Source organism: Campylobacter concisus (assembly GCF_002165815.1).
GTDB lineage: Bacteria > Campylobacterota > Campylobacteria > Campylobacterales > Campylobacteraceae > Campylobacter_A > Campylobacter_A concisus_BH.
Genome location: NZ_NDYN01000002.1, coordinates 60,832 through 84,777 on the forward strand (window position 1 = coordinate 60,832; position 23,946 = coordinate 84,777).

24 protein-coding genes are annotated in these 23,946 nt (G+C 39.4%); 15 read left to right on the top strand and 9 right to left on the bottom strand.

Annotated elements, in window-relative coordinates:
• The first annotated feature begins 53 nt into the window (after positions 1-53).
• The 9 genes from waaC to B9N65_RS03310 are packed head-to-tail and all read left to right on the top strand — an operon-like array spanning position 54 to position 6,835.
• Positions 54-1,028 carry a lipopolysaccharide heptosyltransferase I gene (gene waaC, locus B9N65_RS03270; RefSeq protein ID WP_087582784.1) on the top strand — a complete coding sequence of 325 codons (975 nt, stop codon included), beginning with the start codon at positions 54-56 and terminating at the stop codon, positions 1,026-1,028.
• Positions 1,021-1,914, top strand: coding sequence for a lipid A biosynthesis lauroyl acyltransferase (locus tag B9N65_RS03275; protein ID WP_087582785.1), 894 nt, complete (start codon positions 1,021-1,023; stop codon positions 1,912-1,914). The genes waaC and B9N65_RS03275 overlap by 8 nt, the downstream gene beginning before the upstream one ends.
• Positions 1,908-2,612 carry a glycosyltransferase family 2 protein gene (locus tag B9N65_RS03280; RefSeq protein ID WP_087582786.1) on the top strand — a complete coding sequence of 235 codons (705 nt, stop codon included), beginning with the start codon at positions 1,908-1,910 and terminating at the stop codon, positions 2,610-2,612. The genes B9N65_RS03275 and B9N65_RS03280 overlap by 7 nt, the downstream gene beginning before the upstream one ends.
• The gene (gene rfaQ / locus B9N65_RS03285; protein ID WP_087582787.1) at positions 2,609-3,679 is read left to right on the top strand and encodes a putative lipopolysaccharide heptosyltransferase III; all 1,071 of its coding nucleotides are present in this window, start codon (positions 2,609-2,611) and stop codon (positions 3,677-3,679) included. The genes B9N65_RS03280 and rfaQ overlap by 4 nt, the downstream gene beginning before the upstream one ends.
• Positions 3,676-4,749: a glycosyltransferase family 4 protein gene (locus tag B9N65_RS03290; protein ID WP_087582788.1), complete on the top strand. Its 1,074-nt coding sequence runs from the start codon at positions 3,676-3,678 to the stop codon at positions 4,747-4,749. The genes rfaQ and B9N65_RS03290 overlap by 4 nt, the downstream gene beginning before the upstream one ends.
• Positions 4,746-5,543 carry a polysaccharide deacetylase family protein gene (locus tag B9N65_RS03295; protein WP_087582789.1) on the top strand — a complete coding sequence of 266 codons (798 nt, stop codon included), beginning with the start codon at positions 4,746-4,748 and terminating at the stop codon, positions 5,541-5,543. Before B9N65_RS03290 ends, B9N65_RS03295 begins: the two co-directional genes overlap by 4 nt.
• The gene (locus B9N65_RS03300) at positions 5,543-5,803 is read left to right on the top strand and encodes a hypothetical protein (RefSeq protein WP_087582790.1); all 261 of its coding nucleotides are present in this window, start codon (positions 5,543-5,545) and stop codon (positions 5,801-5,803) included. The genes B9N65_RS03295 and B9N65_RS03300 overlap by 1 nt, the downstream gene beginning before the upstream one ends.
• Before the next feature lie 5 nt (positions 5,804-5,808).
• Positions 5,809-6,033: a hypothetical protein gene (locus B9N65_RS03305; protein WP_087582791.1), complete on the top strand. Its 225-nt coding sequence runs from the start codon at positions 5,809-5,811 to the stop codon at positions 6,031-6,033.
• A gap of 13 nt (positions 6,034-6,046) precedes the next feature.
• Positions 6,047-6,835, top strand: a complete 789-nt coding sequence (locus tag B9N65_RS03310; protein ID WP_087582792.1) for a glycosyltransferase family 25 protein — start codon at positions 6,047-6,049, stop codon at positions 6,833-6,835.
• 9 nt (positions 6,836-6,844) lie between these two features.
• Here B9N65_RS03310 and B9N65_RS03315 read toward each other — a convergent pair whose 3' ends face one another.
• Genes B9N65_RS03315 through B9N65_RS03325 form a run of 3 tightly spaced genes read right to left on the bottom strand, consistent with a single transcriptional unit; the run spans position 6,845 to position 9,693 of the window.
• Positions 6,845-7,615: a polysaccharide deacetylase family protein gene (locus B9N65_RS03315; protein ID WP_087582793.1), complete on the bottom strand. Its 771-nt coding sequence runs from the start codon at positions 7,613-7,615 to the stop codon at positions 6,845-6,847.
• A complete protein-coding gene (locus B9N65_RS03320) occupies positions 7,612-8,661 on the bottom strand; it encodes a glycosyltransferase family 4 protein (RefSeq protein WP_087582794.1) in 1,050 nt (349 codons plus the stop codon). Before B9N65_RS03320 ends, B9N65_RS03315 begins: the two co-directional genes overlap by 4 nt.
• Before the next feature lie 3 nt (positions 8,662-8,664).
• Positions 8,665-9,693, bottom strand: a complete 1,029-nt coding sequence (locus tag B9N65_RS03325) for a glycosyltransferase family 2 protein (RefSeq protein WP_180385120.1) — start codon at positions 9,691-9,693, stop codon at positions 8,665-8,667.
• Positions 9,694-9,780: 87 nt separating this feature from the next.
• Here B9N65_RS03325 and B9N65_RS03330 point away from each other — a divergent pair, with 87 nt between their 5' ends.
• From B9N65_RS03330 to waaF, 3 genes are read left to right on the top strand one after another with little or no spacing between them, the layout of a single operon-like run.
• Positions 9,781-10,956, top strand: a complete 1,176-nt coding sequence (locus tag B9N65_RS03330) for an O-antigen ligase family protein (protein ID WP_087582796.1) — start codon at positions 9,781-9,783, stop codon at positions 10,954-10,956.
• The gene (locus B9N65_RS03335) at positions 10,928-11,959 is read left to right on the top strand and encodes a glycosyltransferase family 4 protein (RefSeq protein WP_087582797.1); all 1,032 of its coding nucleotides are present in this window, start codon (positions 10,928-10,930) and stop codon (positions 11,957-11,959) included. Before B9N65_RS03330 ends, B9N65_RS03335 begins: the two co-directional genes overlap by 29 nt.
• On the top strand, positions 11,956-12,909 hold the full coding sequence (gene waaF, locus B9N65_RS03340; protein WP_087582798.1) for a lipopolysaccharide heptosyltransferase II: 954 nt from the start codon (positions 11,956-11,958) through the stop codon (positions 12,907-12,909). Before B9N65_RS03335 ends, waaF begins: the two co-directional genes overlap by 4 nt.
• A gap of 43 nt (positions 12,910-12,952) precedes the next feature.
• Here waaF and B9N65_RS03345 read toward each other — a convergent pair whose 3' ends face one another.
• Positions 12,953-13,210 (bottom strand): SelT/SelW/SelH family (seleno)protein, encoded by a 258-nt coding sequence (locus B9N65_RS03345; RefSeq protein WP_257639680.1) that lies wholly within the window; start codon positions 13,208-13,210, stop codon positions 12,953-12,955.
• 81 nt (positions 13,211-13,291) lie between these two features.
• On the opposite strand from B9N65_RS03345, the gene B9N65_RS03350 reads away from it, so the two are divergent.
• The 3 genes from B9N65_RS03350 (at position 13,292) to B9N65_RS03360 (ending at position 15,184) form a co-directional block, all read left to right on the top strand.
• Positions 13,292-13,843 (top strand): DJ-1 family glyoxalase III, encoded by a 552-nt coding sequence (locus tag B9N65_RS03350; protein WP_087582799.1) that lies wholly within the window; start codon positions 13,292-13,294, stop codon positions 13,841-13,843.
• 224 nt (positions 13,844-14,067) lie between these two features.
• On the top strand, positions 14,068-14,313 hold the full coding sequence (locus B9N65_RS03355) for an RNA recognition motif domain-containing protein (protein WP_009294719.1): 246 nt from the start codon (positions 14,068-14,070) through the stop codon (positions 14,311-14,313).
• On the top strand, positions 14,291-15,184 hold the full coding sequence (locus tag B9N65_RS03360) for a glutamate--tRNA ligase family protein (protein ID WP_087582800.1): 894 nt from the start codon (positions 14,291-14,293) through the stop codon (positions 15,182-15,184). The genes B9N65_RS03355 and B9N65_RS03360 overlap by 23 nt, the downstream gene beginning before the upstream one ends.
• Here the strand turns inward: B9N65_RS03360 and B9N65_RS03365 are convergent.
• From B9N65_RS03365 to B9N65_RS03390, 5 genes are all read right to left on the bottom strand, one after another.
• Positions 15,170-15,877: a DUF6882 domain-containing protein gene (locus B9N65_RS03365; protein ID WP_087582801.1), complete on the bottom strand. Its 708-nt coding sequence runs from the start codon at positions 15,875-15,877 to the stop codon at positions 15,170-15,172. The genes B9N65_RS03360 and B9N65_RS03365 overlap by 15 nt on opposite strands.
• A 15-nt stretch (positions 15,878-15,892) precedes the next feature.
• Positions 15,893-19,504 carry a DNA polymerase III subunit alpha gene (dnaE, locus tag B9N65_RS03370; RefSeq protein ID WP_087582802.1) on the bottom strand — a complete coding sequence of 1,204 codons (3,612 nt, stop codon included), beginning with the start codon at positions 19,502-19,504 and terminating at the stop codon, positions 15,893-15,895.
• Positions 19,505-20,187: 683 nt separating this feature from the next.
• Positions 20,188-21,039 (bottom strand): universal stress protein, encoded by an 852-nt coding sequence (locus tag B9N65_RS03380; protein WP_087582804.1) that lies wholly within the window; start codon positions 21,037-21,039, stop codon positions 20,188-20,190.
• A gap of 18 nt (positions 21,040-21,057) precedes the next feature.
• On the bottom strand, positions 21,058-23,256 hold the full coding sequence (locus B9N65_RS03385; RefSeq protein ID WP_087582805.1) for a polyribonucleotide nucleotidyltransferase: 2,199 nt from the start codon (positions 23,254-23,256) through the stop codon (positions 21,058-21,060).
• The gene (locus tag B9N65_RS03390; RefSeq protein WP_002941705.1) at positions 23,246-23,944 is read right to left on the bottom strand and encodes a sodium:proton antiporter; all 699 of its coding nucleotides are present in this window, start codon (positions 23,942-23,944) and stop codon (positions 23,246-23,248) included. Before B9N65_RS03390 ends, B9N65_RS03385 begins: the two co-directional genes overlap by 11 nt.
• Positions 23,945-23,946: the final 2 nt, after the last annotated feature.

Consider the following 23,946-nt stretch of genomic DNA (forward strand, 5'->3'; position numbering starts at 1 on the left):
TTTTAAGCATTTTTTTTTAAAATCATACCAAAAATTTATATTTAAAGTAGCCAATGCAAGATAAAAATCAACTAAAAATAGCCATAGTAAAGCTTTCGGCACTTGGGGACATCGTCCATGCAGCCATCGTGCTTCAGTTTATCAAAAAGCACTGCCCAAATGCTCACATCACATGGCTAGTTGATGCCCGTTTTGCAAGCCTTTTAAAAGACCATCCCCTAATCGACGAACTAGTCATTTTGCCGCTTAAAGAGAGCTTTAAAAAGAGCTACAAGATCATAAAAACACTTGGCAAATTTGACAAGATCATCGACCTGCAAGGACTTTTCAAATCAGCCGTCGTCGCAAAACTACTTGGCAAAGAAATTTATGGCTTTAGCAGAGAGAGCGTCAAAGAAAAGATCGCAGCCAGGCTTTATAGGCATAAATTTAAGATCGACTACAACGAAAATATCATAGTTAGAAACCTAAGCCTCGTTGGATATGCCTTAAATTTTAGCTTTGATAGAGATGAAATTTTAAAAAAGTCACCCTGCTTTGAAATTTGCAAAAAATTTAAAAATGAAAGCGGTAAAAAACGCGTTTTAATCGCTGCCTTTGCAAGCGAAGAGAGCAAAATTTATGACAAATTTAAAGATGTGATCAGGTTACTTGATGGTTGTGAAATTTACCTTTGCTACGGGAGTGAGAGCGAAAAAGCAAGGGCTGAGGCGATCATTTCAGGCACCTTTGCAAAACTGCTTGAAAAACTAAGCATAAAAGATATGATAGATTTTATCGCAAGCTGCGATCTGGTAATCGGCAACGATAGCGGTCTAACGCACCTTGCATGGGCTGTAAATAGGCCTTCTATCACGCTTTTTGGCAACCGCCCAAGCCACCGCAATGCCTACGTCACGGACAAAAATCTTGTCGTTGATATGGGCAAGGAGATAGATGCTAGAAGTATCGATAAAAACGACTTTTGCATAAGAGAAATTTACCCTGAAACGGTTGCAAATTTCGCAAAAAGGCTGCTAAATGGATAGGCTCTATCTAGCTGGCTTTTATACATTAAAATTTCTTATATTTATATTGCCAAGCTCGCTTCAAAATATGCTTGCTAAATTTTTAGCATTTGCCTTTATGAAGCTTAAAAAAAAGCGTTTTCATGTCGTTATGACAAATTTAGACCTTGCATTTGGCGAGACAAAGAGCAAAGAAGAGAAGCTAGAAATCGCTAAAAAATGCTACTACAACTTCGCAAAATATCTTGGCATAAATTTCATCCTCAACCAAAACACGACAAAACAAAAGATACTTGAACAAGTTGTTTTTAAAAATGAGCACTTTTTGCTTGATGCGATAAAATCTGGCAGACCCATCATCGTCACAACGGCGCACTTTGGGCAATGGGAGATATTTGGCCTAGCTGTCGCGGCTCGCTTTGGAGCTTCTTCAGCGCTTGGCAGAAAGCTTGATAGCAGCGTCATGGATAAAATTTTAAGAGCAAACAGAGCGCAGTTTGACGTGGAGCTAATCGACAAAGATGGCGGCGCAAAAGATATCTTAAAAGCACTAAAAGCTAGACGCTTAGTAGGAATTTTAGTCGATCAAAACACCGCGCCAAAAGATGGCATAAAGGTGCAGTTTTTTGGCAAAGATGTGCTTCACACGCCAGCTGCAAGCGTGCTAGCGCAAAAGACAAATGCCCTTATCATAAACGCATTTATCTACCAAAAAGGTGAAAATTTAAATGAAATTTGCTTTGAAGAGCCAATAGACATAAGCACGTTTGACAAAGAAGATGCCGTGCAAAAAGCGACGCAGATGCAGTGCAGTGCGTGCGAAGAGATGGTTAGAGCAAGACCAGAAGAGTACTTTTGGTTTCACCAAAGATTTAAGAGATTTTATGAAAATGAGTACAAATGCTAAGCGTTGTCATTTTGACTTTTAATAGCGAAAAGTACCTAAAAGAGGTGCTAGAAAGCGCTAAATTTGCTGATGAGATCATCGTGGTTGATAGTGGCTCAAAAGATAGCACAAGGCAAATTTGTGATGGCTTTAGAAACGTGAAATTTCACGAGCAAGCTTGGCTTGGATTTGGCGCGCAAAAGCAAAAGGGTGTGGATCTAGCCAAAAACGAGTGGGTCTTTGTGCTTGATAGCGACGAGATGATAACAGACGAGCTTAAAAACGAGATCATTAACACGCTAAAAGAGCCTAAATTTAGTGCTTACAACGTTGCTAGGCTAAATTTTTTCTTTGGCAAAGCGATAAAAAATATGGGGCTATATCCAGACTACACGGTGAGGCTTTTTAATAAAAATTTTGCCAAATTTGATGGCAGAGCTGTACATGAAAAGGTCGTTTTAAATGACGGCTCGAAAAGGCTTGGAGCGCTTAAAAATCACTTCTTGCACTACGCGTATGAGAGCATCGAGCAGTTTATCGCCAAGCAAAATCGCTACTCAAGCATGGGCGCAAAAAGAAATTTGCTAAAGGCGCTTACAAGCCCTGCTTGGACATTTTTTAAACTTTACGTGCTAAAAGGTGGCTTTAAAGAGGGCTTTGCTGGCTACGTTATCGCTAGACTTTACGCCCAGTACACATTTTGGAAATATATAAAATGAAAATACTTGTGATTAAATTTAGGAACATCGGCGACGTGCTTTTGACAACGCCACTCATTGAAAACCTGCACCACTACTACCCAGATGCGACCATCGACTTTGCCCTAAACAAAGGGACAGAAGCGATGATAGAAGGCAACCCTTACATAAATAAAATCCACATTTACGATAGGCAAAGTGCAAATTCTGGCTTTTTTAAAAAGCTAATGACCGAGCTAAAATTTATAAGAGCGATCAAAAAAGAGAAGTACGATATGGCGGTGCAAACGACCACTGGAGACCGCGGCGTCATCATCTCAAAGTACGCTAAGATAAAAAAGATAGTTGGTTTTTTAGGCAAGCATAAGGCGATAAACAAGCTTTTAAGCGTAAAGGCAAAATACTACGAAAATTTCTCCCACACGGTTGATCTAAATTTAAACGCGTTAAGAGCTTTGGGCTTTGAGCCAGTGAGTAAAAAGGTGAGCGTTTTTTCAGATGAGAGCGTGGAGGATTTAAATTTACCAAAACGCTTTGTGCACGTGCATCTAACAAGCCGCTGGATGTTTAAATGCGCAAACGACAAGAGCATGGCGGAGCTCATCGACTACTGCGAAAACGAGCTAAACGCAAAAGTCGTGCTAACAAGTGATAACAAAGAAAATGAGCTAAATAAGCTTGCAAATGTGCTAAAAATTTGCAAAAGTGAGCCTATAAATTTAGGCGGCAAGCTAAGCCTCAAACAAACGATCGCCCTCTCAAAGCGCTCAAGTCTCTTTATCGGCGTAGATACTGCCATCATGCACATAGCTGCAGCAAACGACGTACCAGTGATCGCCTTTTTTGGCCCAAGTAACGCTTTTGAGTGGGGACCTTGGGATAATAGCTTGATGCAAAATGGCTACACAGCGCAAAATGGCATCCAAAGCATGGGCAAACACATCGTCTATCAAAAGGACTGGGACTTTGTGCCTTGCGACAAAGAGGGCATAAAAGAACACGGCATTGAGAATACTTTAATGGACTTTAACGATGAAATGGGACAGATAAAGGCGAAAATAAGATCAAATTTGGAGCTAGCGCAATGAACATCCTCCACACGCAAACGCTTTTTAACTGGGGTGGCGAGCAAAACAAGACGCTAAACGAGATGCGCTTTATGCGTGAAATGGGTCATGAAGTGATGCTATTTTGCAACCCAAATTCGCAGATCGAAAGCATCGCAAAAGAAGATGGATTTAAGATCATCACACACGAGATGAATAAGAAAAATTTTCACAAAAGCGTGCCAGCACTTTGCGAAGTGATAAGATCAAATAAGATAGATGTCGTGATCACACATGGCTCGACTGATAGCTGGGTCGGCGCCATAGCTGGGCTAAAATACCGCAAAAAAGGCGTTAAATTTTATAAAGAAAGACATAATCTCTTTCCGATAAAGGGGCTGGTTTCTAAATTTATGCATAAAAAGCTTTTTGACAAAATTTTATACATCTCAGGTAGCGTCAAAGAGTATCTCCTAAGCATCGGCGTTAGCGAAGATAGGCTCTTTTTTATGCCAAGCACGGTTGATGTCGAAAAGATTGATAGCACAAAAAGCACTTTTAGAGATGAGTTTCATATCGCCAAAGATGAGCTAGTCATCGGTACTTTCACCTCACTTTACCGCAAGAAAGGGGTCTTTGACTTTGCAAGTGCCGCAAAAGAAATTTTAAAGACAAAGGATGCGACTATTGTATTTTCTGGCAACATTAGTGATGGCACAAAAGAGCAGATCGCCTCTATGTTTGATGAAAAAGACAAGATCATCTTCACTGGCTTTAGAAATGACGCGGCAAATGTTATAAAAAGCTTTGATATCTACGTATTTGCCTCGCACTCTGAGGGGCTTGGTACGGTCTTGCTTGAGGCGATGAGCTCAAAGGTGCCAGTCGTGGTCTATGATAACGCGCCGATGAACGTGCTGGTTAAAGATAAAGAGCGTGGGCTTTGTGCTAGAAATTTAGATGAAATTTCACTAAAAGAGTGCATTTTAGAGCTGATAAATGAGCCTGAAAAAGCCAAAATTTACTCTCAAAACGCCTTTAAATTTGTGGATGAAAACTTTAGCCACAAGGCGCTAAAAGAGGCTATAAGAAATTTACTGGAGCAAAAATGAACTACCCAGTTTGCGTGCTAACGATGCACCACTGCAATAACAATGAAAATGACTTTGCTATAAGGCCTGAGCTATTTAAAAAAGCGCTTCTTATGGCAATTGACGAGGGCTATAAATTTATAAAATATGACCAGTTTAAAGATATCGTTGCTGGCAGGTCAAAAGCCTCCAAAAAGAGCATTTTGCTAACTTTTGATGATGGATATTTTGACAATTATAAATTTGCATATCCCATCTTAAAAGAGCTAAATATCCCAGCCGTTTGTTTTTTGATAACAGATAAGATCAAGGATTTTAAAAGGCAGGATTATGATTTTTCGTTTAAAAAACACAAAGAGATCGACTACGACAAAGATATAGAGTATTTTTTAAATTTAGATGAGATCAGGCAGATGCAAGAGAGTGGGCTCTTTGAATTTGATAGTCACACAGCGAGTCACTTTTCTTGCAGAAGCGACGATGAGACAAGGCTAAGAGAGGAATTTTCTAGCTCACTTGCTAAGATAAAAGAGCTTTCCCCAGAAAAAAAAGAATTTGGCTTTTGCTTTCCAAAAGGGCATTTTAACGAGCTTTCGCAAAGGATGGTTAAAGAGTATTACAGCTTTGCTTTTAGCGTGATAGATGGTGGATTTTGCGCGGGAGATGATAAATTTAAGATAAGACGTATCGATATCTCAAACAACGCAAAGAGTGAAAGCGACTACATTTTTAGGATTAAAAAGAAGCTTTTTATCTATTCAACGCCAATAATAGGAAATTTATATTCAAATTTTAGGAATAGAGGCTATAAATAATGCTAGAAACGTTAAATTCAGCTTGCAAAGAGATATTAAAAGTAAAAAAACGGGTGCTTATCGCTCTTACTGGGCTTCATGGTAGCGGCAAAAGCACACTTGGTAAAGAGCTAAGACGCAAAGGCTTTGGCGACTTTAAGCCATATCAGATCGCCGTAATAGATGATGGAGTAATGAGTATAAATCACCCAAGAGTAAAAATCAAGAGTGATCAAAGAGATGAGTTGAGGCCATTTTTTAAATTTATCATGCCATTTTAAAGGTTGTGATATATGCAAGCGCCAATCCTCTTTCGCATATCAGAAAATGCGATATACTCTATATTTTGAGCATGGACGAAGAAGATAGGATTGCTGAAATTTACAAAAGAAACTCCAGTGAAGATCCAGACAACACTCAAAAGCATATAGATAAAAAGGAGCTTGATCTAACAGGCCTTGAGTATAAAATTAAATTAGAATTTAAATCACCAATAAAACGAAATATTTAAAATTGGAGTAAAAGTGAACTATCATCCTATATATGTCATATCACTAAAAAGAGATGAAGAGCGAAGGCTAAATTTACAAAAACAATTTAGCAGATATGATGAATTTAAAATAATTGACGCAGTTGATGCCAAAAATTTTAGTGCTAGCGAATACTATAAAGCAATGATCGATTGCTTATTAAAATCATGCGACGAAAAGTACAAATTTAAAATACCTCCATTAGTGGCGACTCCAGGAGAGCTAGCCTGCACAATGTCACACATAAAAGTCTATGAGGATTTTTTACAAAGCGGCGCAGAATTTACACTTATATTAGAAGATGATGTTATAGGTGATGATAGTTTGATAGAAAAAGCCTTTTTGCTGTGCCAAGATATAAGTAGTGACAGCATTTTGATATGTGGCGTGCAAGATGGACTTAGCAGTAGATTTCGTGCATTTGGTAAAAAAATAAAGCCAGATTTGTATCTAGTATCACCCTATTCGTATGCTAGCATTTATAGAACAGCAGCTTACATACTAACAAAAACCAGCGCAAAAGCTCTTTTGGAGTTTTATAAAGATGGCCTTTATGGAGCCGATAAATGGGAAGCTATCCTAAGAAATAGTGAGTTAAAAATGTACTTTAGCGATATCTTTTCTCATCCAGATGAGCTTGGCAACTCAGGTCTAGAAGAGCAAAGAAAGCAAAAAGAGAAGATAAATTCTCTTTTTAAAAAATGTAGTAAAAATCTCTCATATAAAATCTCTAGATCTTACGAAAAGCATCTAACAAAGAATGAGAAAATTTTTACTAAATAGCTTAGCCCACTAGGACCTTATAGCCGCGTAGATCGATCCCAAAAAGTCATTTTGGTAGATAAACATGGTCTTTTTAAGCCATTTTTCATCACGTTTTGTCACTATTCGTTTTATCTCTTCTAAGTTGCCATCGGCCTTGTTTATGCCACGCTTTGTCGTGAAAAACGCCTTGTAGCCATGCTTTTTGGCAGCACTTAGATACTCGTCATTATATTTGCCTCTTGGCCAGCAAAGTGCGTCATCTTCAAAGCCAAAATTTTTCTTCATAAACTCACGGCAAAGCCCAAATTCTTCATCCAAGCTAAGCTGCCCAAAATATCCATCAAAATGGCCGTGCGTATGCGAATGAAAATAAAAGCAGTCCTTCATCTTCTCGATCTGTTCTAAATTTAAGATCACATCTTGCGGCCTACTTGGAGCAAGCCTCTTGCACTCGTTGTGATCGACGTTTAAAAAGCTAGCGGACCTCAGCTCATGGGCCTTTTGCGCTGCCTCTATCCAGCCAGTTATTATAAATATATTTGCTTTTAGTCCAAATTCTTTCACGATAGGATAGGCATAGATGTAGTTATCCATCCAGCCATCGTCAAATGTTATGCAAACACTCTTTTTAGGCACCTTAAGCTCACCCTTTTTGTACGCGATAAATTCATTTATGCTTAGCGTTTTATAGCCATTTTCGGCTAGAAATTTCATGTGCGATCTAAACTCATCCACGCTACTAGCGATAAATCCGCTCTTTTCAAGCACGTGGTGATACATCAAAACTGGTACGCTCATTTTACAAGCTCCATATATAAATTTTGTGTGTTTTCTATCATTTTTTCGATACTAAATGTCTCTTTGACGTACTCTCTGCCAAATTCACCCATCTGCTTTCTTAAATTTTCATCTAAAATGAGCCTTTCAAGCACCTTTTTTAGCTCCTCTTTGTTGCCATTTTCAAACAAAAATCCGCTTTTGCCATTACTCACTGCCTCGCCAAGACCGCCTACATCGCTTCCGATGGTAGCTAGCTTGCACGAAGATGCCTCAAGTAGCGCCCCGCCGATAGCCTCCATGTCTGAAGGTAGCACGCAGATATCAAGCGAGCCCAAAAAGTCGCTCACGTCGGTTCTGTTGCCAAGCATGAAGATATTTTTCTTATCTTTTATATACTCGTGTAAATTTTTATTTTGAGGACCGTCGCCCACGATAAAAAGGGCTGATTTTTCTAAATTTAGCTCGCTAAATGAGTCGATTAAGAGCTTGTGATTTTTAGCAGCTCTTAGCACTGCCACGATACAAACGCCTACTACGTCGTCACTTAGGCCAAATTCTTTTTTCATATTTATCTTAAATTCTGGCGTGTATTTTTGCGTATCGATGCCAGTGTAGATTTTTAGCACCTTCTCTTTTTTTACACCTCTTTTGATAAGATCAGCGCAGACTGAGTTGCAAACGCCGACCACTTTGGTGCTTAGGTTATATGGCAAGGGCGATGTTATAGGTAGCTGCAAATGCCTAGTGCGAACCACATTAACGCCACAAATTTTGCCCACAAGCGCGCCTATGGTGCCGTCTTTGCCTGAGTGAGTTGAGATGATTTTTATATTATTTTGTTTTACAAATTTGCAAATTTTTAAAATTTCAAAGATATTAAAAGATTTTTTAAGGTTAAACTCGACAAATTCGCACTCTATCTGCTTTTCAAAGCTCTTTGAGCCAGGATTTAACCCATAAAAAACCTTAAATTTGATCTTATCTAGTCCATTTATCACACGCTGTGTGCGGTGCTCTTGCCCACCAAATCCTAAAGAGCTTTCAAGCTCAAGTATGTTTATCATTTTCTACTCTTTAAATTCTTTCATTTTTTTATTTGATAAAAAGCCATTTATTGTATTAAAGATTTTTAAAATTTTTGATACATTTTCGTATGATTTTACATTTTTTAGCATTTTTATCAAAATTCTATGTTTTAGTCTAAGCTTTAAAAAACCAGCTGAACTTATAATGCTATCAATATCCTCATAAAAAAGATCAAGTGCCTTTACGTAGCTACTATTTTTGAGATTTGGTATCGCCGAAATAGCTGGCATATAGACACTTTTGATCTTTCTAAACTCTAGATCAGGCACCATCTCAAGAGCTAAATTTTTATTTTTTAAAATTGAGATTATGTCCTCATAGACAAATTTATGATCTACCACAGCTTTTAGCTTTTCGAAGCCACCTGTATTATTTTCTCCAATATTGTAGTTATAAAATGTCCTATTTAGCTTTACAAGAGTCTTTGAAGCGATAACATTTCTCACCACAGTGTGAAAATCTTCAGCCTGTGTGATCCCGATTGGAAACAAATTTTCTTTTAAAATTTTAGTCTTTATTGCCTTGTTTGCAGCATTGTGTAAAACTTTGTTGTGTCTTGATGCTAAAAGCCTTTTTAGATACTCATCTTTATCGATAATGCCATCCTCTTTTGTCTCAAAATCTTTAAAGAATAGCTTTTTATCACCATAAATCTTACACATATTTGTTATAACTATATCGGCATCAAATTTTTCAGCGATATCGTAAACAGATGAAGCATAGTCTTTTTCTACGTAATCATCAGCGTCAATACAGATAGTGTATTTTCCTTTAGCTAGCAATATACCATCATTTCTGGCAGCACTTACACCTGCATTGCTCTTTGTTTTTAAAATTATTTTATCTTCATACTCTTTTAAAATTTGTGGTGTATTATCACTGCTTCCATCATCTACAACTATGATCTCAATATTATCCATATCTTGAGATATCAGCGAATTTAAACAATCTCTAATATGCTCCTCTTTGTTAAAAACAGGCACTATAAAGCTTATTTTCACGCCAGGCACGATACTTCCTTTTAACTTTTTATTTAATTGTATATTATTTTTAGTTCATCAATGATAAAATACAAGCTTAAATTTCAAAGGATACGCATGAAAAATGACATTATGTCAAAACTTTACAATCTTTTTTTAATTATTGTTTTGTTTACACTGCCAGTAACTGAGGGCTTAAAACAAATTTCACTCATACTTTTTGTTTTAGTTGGAATTTATATCTGTGTTAAAGAAAAAAAGCAATTTAAATTTGATGTTATCAACATATCACTTTTTATCTTTGTTTTGTCCGCTTTTATAAGCTGCCTTGTAAACGGGATTTCACCTTCAAGAGTGCTTGATCCATTAAGATGTATGTTATTTTTCTTTGTAGCTAGAACTGTTGGAACAGAAAAAATAAATTTTAAATTTATGTTTTATGCACTATTTGCTGGATTTATCGTCGCCTTTGTACCTGCTTGTATTAAAAAATTTACATCAAACGATCCAATGGCATTTTTTGAACTTAAATCAATAGGGCATGTAAATCATAGTGCTATCTTTATGCTACTAGTTTTTTGTGTGGCACTAATGTCAATGGCTAATTTTAAAAAACTATATGAAAAATACATAAGCATAGCAGTAGCTGGAATTTGTGTGCTTGGTATTATGATAGCTGGCTCTAGAGCCACCATGTATCTTTTACCTGTTATTGTTTTTGTAATTTTAATTTATCAAATTTCAAACAAGCAAACTAATATTAAAAAATCTCTTGGTTTAATAATTGTATTTAGCGCCATAGCTATTTTTTATACGTATATATCGACAAATATTACACAAGATGAAAGAATTTACAGCCAACTAACAAAGGGTGTAACAGGTTCAGAGACAAGGTATCCTATCTTTGCAAGTGCCTTTTATACTTGGCTAGAGCATCCATTTTTTGGCATAGGATCTGGAGAGTTTAAAGTTATTGATATAACAAAGTATTTTCCAGGCAACTACGAGGTTCATGTTAGCCATTCACATAATACCTTTTTAACATTTTTAACCGAAAAAGGCATCATCGCCCTGCTTGCATATTTAGTATTTCAACTATCGCTTTTTATTAAATTTATTAAAAACTTCAGGCAAAACAGCATAGTTTTTCTAGCGCTTTTGATGCTTGTTTTTCAAAACGTAATTTCACTTGTAAACACGACATTTCACCATGAAAACGCACTTTTGATGCTCTTGTTTTGGGCACTGGCTTTAGGAGTTATAGATGAAAAAAATAGTATTTTTAAGAACTAATCCAAACGCAGTTGGAGGTGCTGAAAGATACTTAAGAAGGCTTGTTAAGGCCATAAATGAGCTTGGTATCCAAACAGAAATTCGCTCATATCTTGGAGATGCTGGCATATCTTCTTGGAAAAAAGCTCTAAATTTTAACCGCCAAGTAAAACGCCAAAAAAAAGAGGACGAGTTTTATTTTAGCCTAGAGCGAGTAAGCTGCGCCGATATCTACAGGGCTGGAGACGGCGTGCACAAGGTTTATAGGGCGACAAAGAGCTTTTGGTGGCTAAACCCCCTAAATTTCGTCTATCCATACTTAGAGAAAAAGTGCTTTAAAAACTCCCAAAAGATCATAACAAACTCAAATTTCATCAAAGAGCAGATCATCGCAACTTACAGCATAGAGCCTGAAAAGATCACGACCATTTATAACGGCGTAAATTTACCCCAAAGGGTGCAAAAAGCTGAGGCAAAGCTCGCGCTTTGTGAGGAATTCGGACTTAAATTTGAGCTTGCGACCCTGCTTTTCGTGGGAAATGGCTTTAAAAGAAAGGGGCTAAAAGAGTTTTTACTCCTTGCTTCAAAGCTAAAAACGCCCGTAAATACGCTCATTGTCGGCAAAGACAAAAACATCTCAAGCTACAAACGCCTAGCTAAAAAACTTGGGCTAAACGCCTATTTTGTCGGCGAGCAAAAGAGCACGGCTAAATTTTATGAAGCAAGCGATATCTTTATCTTTCCAACGCACTATGAACCATTTTCAAATGTCGTGTTAGAGGCACTTAGCTTTAAAAACGTGGTCTTTACGACGGCTCAAAATGGAGCTAGCGAGATTTTAGAAGATAAATTTGTGCTTCAAAGCCCAAATGACGAGAGCGCGCTGGAGTTTATAGATGAAATTCTCACAAACCATGAGCTTTTAGCGAGCCTACAAGAGAAGGCTTACGAGCTTTCACTAAATTTTAGCATCGAAAAAAACGCCGCTCTTACGCTTGAAGTGATAAAAGACGCCTTAAAATGAGAGTTTTTATCGAGCTTCCAACCTGGCTTGGTGATAGCGTAATGGCAAGCGCTGCGATCGAAAATTTGGTGCAAAATGAGAAGAATTTACAAATCGTTTTTTTTGGCTCATTTGTAGCTTGCGAGCTTTACAAAAGCCACCCAAACTGCGAAAAAGTGGTCATTGATGAGAGCAAAAAGGCTAAATTTAGACTTTTATCTCTTGCAAAAAGTGCAAAAAGTCTTGGCAAATTTGATCTAGCACTTAGCTTTAGAAGCTCGTTTGCTAGTAAATTTTTGCTATTTTTTATAAACGCTAAGAAAAAAGCCATATTTAAAAAGAGCAAAACCGTCCTTCATCAGGTGCTAAAATATGCAAATTTTGTAAAAAATACCCTTGGCTTGGGCGAAATTTCTACTCAGCTAAAGCTACATTTTACACCTCAAATTTCAACCAAAAAAACACTAGCACTAAATCCAGGTGCGAGCTACGGAAGTGCGAAAAGATGGTACCCAGAGTATTTTGCGCAGGTGGCACTAAATTACAAAGATGAGTTTGAGATAGTCGTCTTTGGCGGCAAAGGCGAACAAGAAATTTGTGAAAAAATAGAGCAAATTTTAAAAGAAAACGGCGCAACTTGCCAAAATTTAGCTGGCAAGACCACTGTCAAAGAGCTTTGTGAGCGCATAGCTGGGCTTAGTAAAAATGGTATTTTCGTCACAAACGATAGCGGTCCCATGCATGTAGCTTCCGCCTTTCATGTGCCAACGATCGCTCTTTTTGGACCGACAAAATTTAGCGAAACCTCGCCATGGGGAAATGAATTTGCAAAGATAGTGCATCTAAATTTAGCTTGCATGCCCTGTATGAAGCGAGTTTGCCCGCTAAAAACACATGCTTGCATGAAAGATCTCAAGCCACAAATGGTAATAGATGAGATAAATTTACTAAGAAAAGAGAGTGGGATTTAGGTAAAAAATAAAACGAGGCAGTTGCCTGCCCCGCTAGTTAGCATTAAGCCGACTTTTCTTTGAGATATTTGTTTATAAGAGTTGTGATCTCTTCGCCGTGTGGGAACCTTGACTCATCGTTTCCGATGCGATCCTTTTTAGAAAAGATAACGTTTCCATCAACCTCGACGATGAAATTTCCACCATCTCCTACAACCAACTCGACTCTTGCATCACTAAAGTTCGCTTTTATTTCATCTTCTACACGAGAAGCTACCGGACGATAGTTTCAAGAGTTGCAGTAAATAATTTTTACTTGCATGCTCTGTCCTTTCTTGTGAAATAAGCTTTGATTATATAAAATTTATCCTAACAAACAGATAACACGAGAAAGGACGATTTTATGAAAAAGGTAGCCGTAATCCTAGCTGATGGTTTTGAGGAGATCGAGGCGCTAACCTCCGTCGATGTTTTACGTAGAGCAGGCGCGATAGCATCTATCGCTAACTTGAAGGACGTGCAGATCAGAGGTGCTCACAATATAAATGTAAAAGCTGATGTCACACTTCGTGAGGTGGAGGAGCTAGGCTATGATGCGATCGTGCTTCCAGGGGGTCTGCCTGGTGCAGAAAATCTTGCAAATGACGCCAAGCTAAGAGAAATTTTGCAAGAATTTGATAAAAAAGGTAAGCTAATTTGTGCCATTTGCGCCGCTCCTATGGTGCTTGAGCGAGCTCGTGTGCTTAAAGAGCATTTTGTCTGCTATCCTGGATTTGAAGAGAACGTAAGAAGCGACAAAAGAGGCTACGTGAGCGATAAAAACGTGCTAAAAGATCAAAACATCATCACTGGCAAGGGACCTGCTTTTTCTATGGAATTTGCACTTTTTATAGTGAAAAATTTGCTTGGCGAAGAGGCTTATCTTAAAGTAAAAAATGATTTACTTTATAAATAGTTTATAAAAAAATTGTAATTTTTTATTTAATTATTCTACTTAAACTTAAGGATAAATTTTGTTTAGTGATAGATATTATAATACCGTATTGTTGCGATTTGTTGCATTTAAGGATATTTTTTAAAAATTTGTAATATTTTTCTTGGTTTTTACATCTTTTTGACGGAAATAAGCTATTATTCCTCTAATCGATCAGATCGATAATTTTTTTAAGGAATAATCCTGTGAACATTTATGTAGGAAATTTGTCGTATAGAACGACAGAGGCAGAGTTGAAGGAAGCTTTTGCACAATTTGGTGAAGTAAGGCGCGCAAAAATCGTAAAAGATAGAGAGACAGACCGCTCAAAGGGCTTTGGCTTTGTTGAAATGGACGACGCGAACGAGGGCCAAAAGGCGATCGACGCACTAAATGAAAAAGAACTTGGCGGACGCACTTTAAGAGTAAATGAGGCTAGACCAAGGGATTAATGGCTATTTGCCACCATCTGGTGGCATAGTCTCTCGCATAGCTCCGACGCCAAGCGGCTACCTGCACGCTGGCAACGCCTACAACTTCATCTTGACTTATCTTTTGACGCGCTCACTGGGCGGCGTTTTACACTTAAGGATTGATGATTATGACCTTGGCAGATACCGGCGCGAATTTGTTCAAAATATCTTTGACGTGTTAGAATTTCTAGGGCTTTGCTATGACAAAGGCGCTACAAGCGTTAGCGACTTTGAGCAAAATTTTAGCTTCAAAACAAGAGCCAAAAGATATGAAAACGCACTTGAAAAGTTAGATGAAATTTACATTTGTGAGTGCACAAGAGCTACCAAAGATGCCTATGAAAACGGCATTTACACTAAAATTTGCAAAGATAAAAAGCTAAATTTTATAAAAGATAAAACCGCTATTAGACTAAGCGTGGATGAAAACGATGAGCTTGGTAGGCAAGTGGCAGCGCAGATGGGCGATTTTGTCATTTATAAAAAGGATTTTACCCCAGCTTACAACTTCGCAAGCGTCATAGACGATGAAGATATGGGGGTAAATTTGGTCGTTAGAGGCGAGGACTTGCTGCCTTGCACGCTAGCTCAAAGATACCTTGCAAAAAGGCTAAATTTTAGCTTTTTAAATGCTAAATTTATCCATCACAAGCTACTTTTAGACGGAGCTAAAAAGCTTTCTAAAAGCTCCAAGTCGCCGCCTATTTATCTAAGCCAAAATCCTCAAATTTATTACAAAATGCTAGCAAATGATCTTGGGCTAAATTTAAACTCAGCAGATAAAATTTCAAACCTATTTTATGAATTTAGGCTTAAAAATATGGCTGAATTATTGCTAAATCGCACCTGAAATATTTACAAGCCTATTAAGATCATCAAATTTAAAGCTAAGTTCATCTTTAAACTTAGCTACTATCTCATCTTTGTTTTCGCTAAATTTTATCTCGCTGCCCAGCAAAAGCCCTTTTACAAAAAGCCTGTGATCAAGCTCATAGGCGCTTATGCACTCATTTACTACGCTTACTACTTCGCTTGCAAAAACTGGCTCTTTAAAGATAGTCTCCGCCCTAAATGCCACGTACGCAGCACCTCCGTCGTAATCGATCCTATAATAGCTAAGCTCCTCGTCAAGCGCCACGCAAGCAACCATACTGAGCGTATGACCATTTATCTCTTCATCTAGCTCAAACTGCGTCGTGCTAAACGCTTCAAGCCCAAATTTCTCGCCAAACTCACGCGCCCTATTTGCAAGGCCAAGCAAGCGTTCATCAAAGCCATTTACATTTTCATAGCCCCAAAGCCAAGTGTTAGACGAAAAGCTCTCAGAGCCGATAAACTGCATATCAAACTCCTGCTTATCAAAGCAAATTTTGCCACTTTCAAAGTCAGCCTGCCACTTGCTAGCCTCAACCACTTGCTTAAAAAGCCGTTTTTGAAGCAGCATCGCTCTGCCAAGGCAAGCGCTAAAAAGCTCGCTCCAGTTACTTTTATCTATGCCAAGCTCATCTAAAAAATGGCTCTTTTTTCTAAAAATATCAAACATTTCTTGTCCTTAAATTTACGCTGATGCAGCGAGCTTTTCTATCTCTTCGCCCACATCGTCACTTATGATAAACTCAGTCTTATAGATGAAAATTTCGCCAGTTGCTTCATTTTTTATCTTCAAAATTAGCCGTTTTTGATTATTTGGAGCATTTTTGCTAAAAACTAGCGAGTAAATTTGCTCCAGCTTTTGCCTGCTAAGCTCACTAAGGCTTAAAAGCACCTCTAGCTCGGCATACTCTCTTACTTTTTGAGGGGTGCTCGCCTCTTCGTTTTTGCTAAATTTAGAGTTTTGCTTTAGCTTTCTTGTCTTAAAGTCTAAATTTTGCGCATCTTCTAGGCTATAAACCTCATTTAAATTTGTCCTTACAAACTGATCGTCGCGCGAGATATTTATCCTAAAAGCGTAAGGCAGATCGCGCTTTGCCTCGTCTTTTACGATATCTTCGATGTTGCCAAGCTCCCTTTCAAAGACGGCGATCTCGATATTGCCGTGAAAGTCCAGCACATTTATAGTGCCCATTTTTTTGCCGCTTTTTGTGATCCTTGTGTTAAAGTCCTCGATCTTGCCAACCACCAAAATTTCAGCACTTTGCGGCAAGGTCTCAAACTCCGAGCTTAGCGTGTATTTGATCTTATTTATCTCGTCTTTATAGTCATCAAGTGGGTGGCCTGAGAGGTAGATGCCAACGCTCTCTTGCTCAAATTTCAAGATCTGTTTGATGTCAAATTCATCATCTATAGTGACGAAATTTATCTTCACATCATTCATACTATCATCTTCGCCAAAGAGGCTCTCAGCCGCATTTTTACGTATCTGGGCTGCATTTTTGCAAGCTTCTACGATATTTTCTACATTTTGTAAAAGCATCTTGCGACTAAAGCCAAACTCATCGAAGCAGCCAGCTTTTATAAGGCTTTCAAAGACCTTTTTATTGACCTTAAATGGATCGATCCTTGAGACGAAGTCGTCCATGCTCTTAAACTCGCCCTTTGCGTCGCGCTCAGCGATGATGTTCTCAATTGCCGCTCCGCCAACGCCTTTAATCGCTCCAAGCCCAAATATAATGCCGTCGTGATCACCATTTTTAACGACGCTAAATTCTTTGGTTGATTTGTTGATAGATGGTGGCAAAGTATCGATGTTTATGCGTTTTATCTCATCGATGTAGCGAACGATCTTATCGACGTTGCTCTCCTCGCTTGTTAGAAGTGCCGCCATAAATTCAGCCGGATAGTAAGCCTTCAGATAAGCAGTTTGAAACGTGACATAAGCGTAGGCTGCGGAGTGAGACTTGTTAAAGCCATATCCTGCAAATTTAACGATCAGCTCGAAAAGATCGTCCGCTTTTTGACCATTTAGCCCCTTTGCCTCAGCGCCTTTTACAAACTCGCCCTTTAGCCTATCCATCTCCTCTTTGATCTTTTTACCCATCGCACGGCGCACAAGGTCCGCCCCACCAAGACTAAAGCCACCTATGGCTTGCACAATCTGCATGACTTGCTCTTGATAGACGATGACGCCGTATGTTGGCGCAAGGATCGGCTCAAGCTCCTTAAATGCGTATGTTATCTCCGCCTCGCCATGTTTTCTCTTGACGAAGTCATCAAGCATACCACTCTCCATCGGTCCTGGTCGGTAGAGCGCCAGCATCGCGACGATATCCTCAAAGCAGTCTGGGCGCAAGCTGGTTCCTAGCTTTCTCATGCCCTCGCCCTCTATCTGAAAGATGCCGATAGCTTGGCCACTTTGTATCATTTTATAAACGCCAGGGTCGTTTTTATCGACCTGCTCCCAGATGATGTCTCTGCCAGTGCGCTGTTTGACGAGCTTGATCGCATTGTCGATAACCGTTAGCGTCTTTAGACCAAGAAAGTCAAATTTTATTAAATCAACGTCTTCAAGATATTTGAGGCTATACTGAGTGACAAAGCGATCTTCTGGGCTGTTTGGCTGGCGAAATAGCGGGGTTTTGTTCCAAAGCTCTTCGTTTGAGATGACGACGCCTGCTGCGTGCTGACCGGCGTTTCTGTTTAGCCCCTCAAGATCAAGGGCAAATTTCCAAATTTTTGCCGCCTTTGGGTTTTGACTGATTAGCTCAGCTATCTTTGGCTCTTTCTCGTAGGCGTCTTTTAGCGTGATGTTAAGCTCATCAGGGATAAGCTTTGCCATCGCATCAGCCTCCGCGTAAGGCATATCACAAACCCTAGCGACATCTCTGATGACACCTTTTGCGAGCAATTTACCAAATGTAATGACGCCAGCAACGTTAAATTTGCCGTATTTTTGCGTGACGTAGTCGATGATCTCGCCGCGTCTGCTCTGGCAAAAATCCACGTCTATATCTGGCATGCTAACGCGCTCTGGGTTTAGAAATCTCTCAAAAAGCAGGTTGTATGGGATAGGATCAAGGTCGGTGATCTTTAGCGAGTAAGCGACCAAGCTACCAGCCGCAGAGCCACGTCCTGGGCCAACCGGCACGCCTCTGCGCTTGGCTTCATTTATGAAGTCCCAAACGATCATCATATATCCTGGGAAATTCATCTTATTGATGATGCCGATCTCTATCTCAAGGCGTTTTCTATACTCCTCATGTAAATTTTCAGGGACAAATTTCAGTCTCTCCTCAAGCCCCTTTCTACACTCATGCTCAAAAAAAACAGCGTCATTTTTGAAGCTATATCTGTTTTCTGGCTCTGGGAGGGTCAAATTTCTCTCCTTGGCGCACTCAAGAGTAAATTTAAAATTTGGCGGAGTTGGGTTGCCAAGCTTGATCTCAAGGTTGCACTTATCCACGATCTCTTGGGTATTTTCTATCACTTCAGGGATGTCTAAAAATAGCTCATTCATCTGCTCTTTGCTTTTGACAAAAAACTCATGGACGCTGTGGCGAAGTCGGTTTGGATCATCTAGAGTTTTGTTCATCGCGATGCACATGAAAACCTCGTGCGCAGCGGCTCTTTCTTTAAAAGTGTAGTGGGTGTCGTTTGTGGCGATGACCTTGATGCCAGTCTCTTTTGTGATACGCAAGATGTCATCGTCTATGCGCCTTTGATCGCCGATACCGTGGCGCATGATCTCAAGGTAAAAGTCATCGCCAAAAATTTCTTTATACTCAAGCGCGACCTCTTTTGCCCTCTCGTAGCCTTTAGCGCCAAATTTGACGTTACGCTCGCTTAAATTTAGATGCCAGCTCACCTCGCCCTGCAAGCAAGCAGAGCTGCAAACTAGGCCCTCGCTGTGCTCTTTTAAGATTTTTTTATTGATACGAGGATAGTAGTAAAAGCCCTCGATGTAGCTCATGGAGCTAAGATACATCAAATTTTTGTAGCCAGTCTCGTTTTTGGCAATTAATATGAGGTGAAAGCGCTGTTTGGTGCTCTTGTCGTCAAGCTGCTCGCCGTTATGCACGTATGCTTCGATGCCAATTAGCGGTTTTATCCCATTTTTTTTCATCTTTTTGTAAAAATCAATCGCGCCAAACATGTTGCCGTGATCCGTGATCGCTGCTGCCGTGTCGCCTCTGTCATGGAGCGTGTGAGCTAGCTCTTCTATCTTGTTTGCTCCGTCTAGTAGGGAGTATTCGGTGTGTAAATGTAGGTGTGTAAAGCCAGAATTTTCACTCATTTTTTATCCTTTTTAATGAGCGGATTTTACAAAATTTTGGCTAATAAGGCGCTTGATGAAAGCTTAACAATAGCTTTAAAATTTAGAGATTTTTTAGTCTGTGGCAAGAATAAAGCGCATGGTTAAGCTGTCACGCTGCGCTATTTAACGTTTGATAAATTTTAAAATTAGAGCTGGCAAATCACATTGTCAAATTTAACCTCGATAAAATTTTAAACTGCATGCGCTGCGCTAGCACAATCGCATGCAGTTAAAAAACTCTAGCAAATTTTAAAATTTCATGAGCGAGTAATTTCGGCTCTAAAATTTGAGCTAAGCTACAAGCGAAGCCAAATTTTAGTAGTCAATTCTTACGAGTGAATGGAATTTTAAAATTTGCTCTGCGATATAAATTTATCAAAAGGGAGACAAGGGGACTTGAATTACGAAGCCGTCCCCTTATCTCCCTTTATATCCCACAATCCCCTCGCACGTTAGAGGGGCATGCTTTAGTGCTACGCACTGCATGCGTTTTATTCAAAAAAGCCTCCATCAAATTTTAAAATTTATGAGTGAGTATATCACGCTTCTAAATTTAGTGGTGAGTTTTACGAAACCTAAATTTAGTAAGTTGCTAAGGCGAGTGAGTAAAGTTTTAAAATTTACAAAATAATAAATTAGATCGCGGGCTAAGCCGCAATCCATTATAGATAAACTGGGATATTTGTGTGTTCTAAGAAAAATCTTGATGTTCCGCCAAGGACCATCTCCATTAGTCCGTTTTCGCCGTATCTGCTAGCTACGATAAGGTCTGCGTTTCTATCATTTGCAGCTTTTAAAAGTGCCTCGCCAGGTATCGTTGTAGTTGCTATAACTTCAAAACTAGCACTGATATTATGAACCTTAAAGTACTCTTCAAGTTTTTTAAGATTTAGCTCAGCATTATCACCAAGGCTTGCTTTTGAAGTGATGCACTGAACTTTTTTAGCGCTCTTTAAAAGATCGATCGCGCCAGTTAGGGCTCTTGAGCTTTGAGTAGTGCCTGTCCAGCTTACAAGGATATTATCAGCTTTAAAATCACGCATCTTTCTAGGGATAACGATCGCATTTTTGCCGCTTTTTAAAACAGCTGACTCAAATGTGCCAGTGATCTTGCCATCAAGTGGCACTGCAGCTACGACTAGATCGCAAAATTTACTCTCTTGCTCAACTATGGCGCTTCTTTTTCCATTATGGATCGTGAAATTTGCAGTGCAGACATCTTCGATGACCTCGTCGCTCACTTTTATGCCTAGCTCTGCGCAAATTTTATTAAAAAGCTTTTCGTTCTCTTCGTGCTCAACCGCAAGCTCTGACTTGGCTGATTTTAAGAATTCCTCAAAAAGCACTCCACCACGAAGCGTCATTTTCATATTATAAACCACGCTTGGATCTAGTTGGCAAGTTAGTATCTCCATGTGAGCTTTAAACCATTGTGCAACCTTTAAGGCACCGTAAATTCTTGGTTCGATATCGTCCCCTGCTCCTATTGGAAAAAGCAACTTTTTGTATTTCATCATCTATCCTTTAAAAATTTATTCAACCAAAGAGAGCGAAATTTTATTTCCTTTTTGCTCGCTCACACACACTTTTACCTGATCGCCTACGTTTAATGGGCTCTTTATCTTTGAGATATGAAGCAAACCATCAACTCCGTCTTTTAGCTCGATAAATACTCCAAAATCAACCACGCTTTTTACGCTTCCAACAAACTCATCTCCGATATTAAATGTCGGTTTTACACGGTCTTTGTCGTGTTTAAATGGCTTTTTGCCAAATGAACGAGAGTTCTCTTTTGAAGTGATCGAGATGATGTAGTCTTTTGCCGCATCGACATTTTTTTTAGCGCCACCTGCGATTTTAACCTCGCCTTTTTCTCTATCAAGGTCGATTGAGACTTCAAATTTCTCGATGATCTCTTTTATAGTCTTGCCAGCTTGACCGATGATATCTACGATCTTGCTTGGATCAACGCTAAATAGCTCAAGCTTTGGAAGCACATCTTCGTTTATCTCTATATTTTTATCAGCCTGTGTCATTAGAGTAAGGATATGCTCTCTGCCGCGTTTTGCTTGATAAAGTGCCTCTTTTAGCACTTCTAAGCTGATGCCTCCAAGCTTGATGTCCATCTGAAGCGCTGTGATACCATCACTTGTGCCAGCAACCTTAAAGTCCATATCGCCGTCGTGGTCTTCAAGTCCCATGATGTCAGTTAAAACTGCGTGCTTATCGCCTTCAAATATAAGACCCATCGCAACACCTGCAACTAGTTTTTGGGTATTGACCCCAGCAGCTCTAAGTGCGAGCGAACCACCGCAAACGCTAGCCATAGAGCTTGAGCCGTTGCTCTCTAAAATTTCTGAAACGACTCTTATCGTATATGGAGAAGCTAGATCGATGCTTGGTGCAAGGGCACGTTTGGCTAAATTTCCATGTCCAAGCTCACGTCTGCCTGGAGCTTTAAGTGGGCTTGCTTCACCGACGCTAAAGCCTGGGAAGTTGTAGTTAAACATAAATTTCTCAACCAAAGGAGCTTTTTCAGTTAGGATGTCATACATCTGAGCATCGCTATCTGTGCCAAGAGTGGCGACAACTAGCGCTTGAGTTTGCCCTCTTGTAAAGAGGCATGAGCCGTGAGCGTTTGGAAGGACATTTGTCTCGATGCTAATAGGCCTAACCTCTTCAAGTCCGCGTCCATCGGCTCTAACGCCCTCGTTTATGATCTGCTCTCTTACTATTTTCTTTTTATATTTTCCAAGGACATTTGAGATGACAGCCTCGTCCCAGCCCTCTTTTTGAGCTACTTCATCGCTTGAAATTTGTTTAGCGATCTTGCCAAGCTCGCTAGCACGCTCACTCTTTGCCATTTGGTTGATCGCGTTTTTAACCTCTGCTTTATAAAATTTATCGATGTAAATAGCGATATTTTCGTTTTCTATCTCTGGTTTTAGCTCAAGTGCAGCATCCTCTTTTTTATGCTCTTTAAATGCCTCTTCATAAGCGCTGCTAGCTCTTAGTATAGCTTTGCCAGCAAAGTCGATCGCCTCAACCATCTTATCTTCACTAAATTCATTCATCACTTGCTTTTGTGCCATGCTATCGCTTAGGCTAGGATCTATCATCGGCTCGATCGCTACTATTGGTATGAGCTGCGTAGTTTGCTGAGGCAAGCTTCTCATCTCGATCATCAAAAGTTCATCTTTTGTACCAGCAACATATAGATCGATCGCGCTTTGTTTTAGCTCAGAGTTGCTTGGATTGATAACAAATTTATCATCTATATAGCCAACTCTCACACCGCAAACTGGGCGATTTACTGGGATGTCGCTAAGGTAAAGTGCAACTGAAGCCGCATTTAGGCTCACAACTTGCAAATCAACTTCAGGATCAGCTGAAAGCACCATGACAACGATCTGTGTTGGGTATGCGTAGCCTTTTGGGAAAAGTGGGCGAAGTGATCTATCAATGATGCGAGCCGTTAGTGTCTCAAAGTCGCCTGGCTTGGTCTCGCGCTTGACGTAACCGCCTGGTATTTTGCCAGCAGCGTAAGCTTTTTCGATGTATTGCACCGTTAGAGGCAAAAAGTCCTCTTCAACTTGCACATCTTCTCTTGCCACAGTTGCTAAAACTACGGTGTTTTTCACCCTTAAAAGCACTGCCCCACTAGCTTGTTTAGCTACTTTATTAAGGTCAAAAATTTCGACCTGATTATTGACTTCTATACTATATTGCATTATTTTTATCTCCTTGTTGTTTTTGTAACGGTAAATAGTGAGGGCTCTCTTCTAATATCGACATGATGCGCTCGCTCGTAGCCTCGATCTTTTTCTCATAATACGAATCCACATCGATAAAATCAACGATCTTGTTTATCGTGTAAATTTCATCGACCATATCATTTAAATTTGCAAAGACATCAGTGGCTATCATCGGCGTTGCGTATGAGATGGATTTTACCTTCACATCAAGCAGCGTCTTTATGCAGATGAGTGCCGTCATGCCAGTCTCACACCCCTCATCGATCAGTAAAATATTCTTGCCCTTTAGCTCTCCTATCAAATTTCCTTTTCGGTATTTATAGACATTTTTTAAAATTTTCTCTTCATATTTTCTATGCGCTTCGCCGTAGATGTAGTCATAGCTTATGTTAAAAGCTTTTATGAGAGGATCGTTTAGCACGATATCCTCAGTTTCACTAACTATCGCTACGTCACATTCACTGTTGTTTGGCGCAGGGATTGGCTCGCTAAAGAGCATCTCATAGCTTAAATTTAACCCCCTGCAAACCACATCAGTCAGGATAACTGACTCAAGCGACATGCAAAGAACTATCGTCTTAGCGTCATTTAGCTCTTTTTTTGGCAAGATCTCGATGAGCTTGTTAGCTGCATCTAGTTGATCTTTAAATTTAACGCTTGCCATTT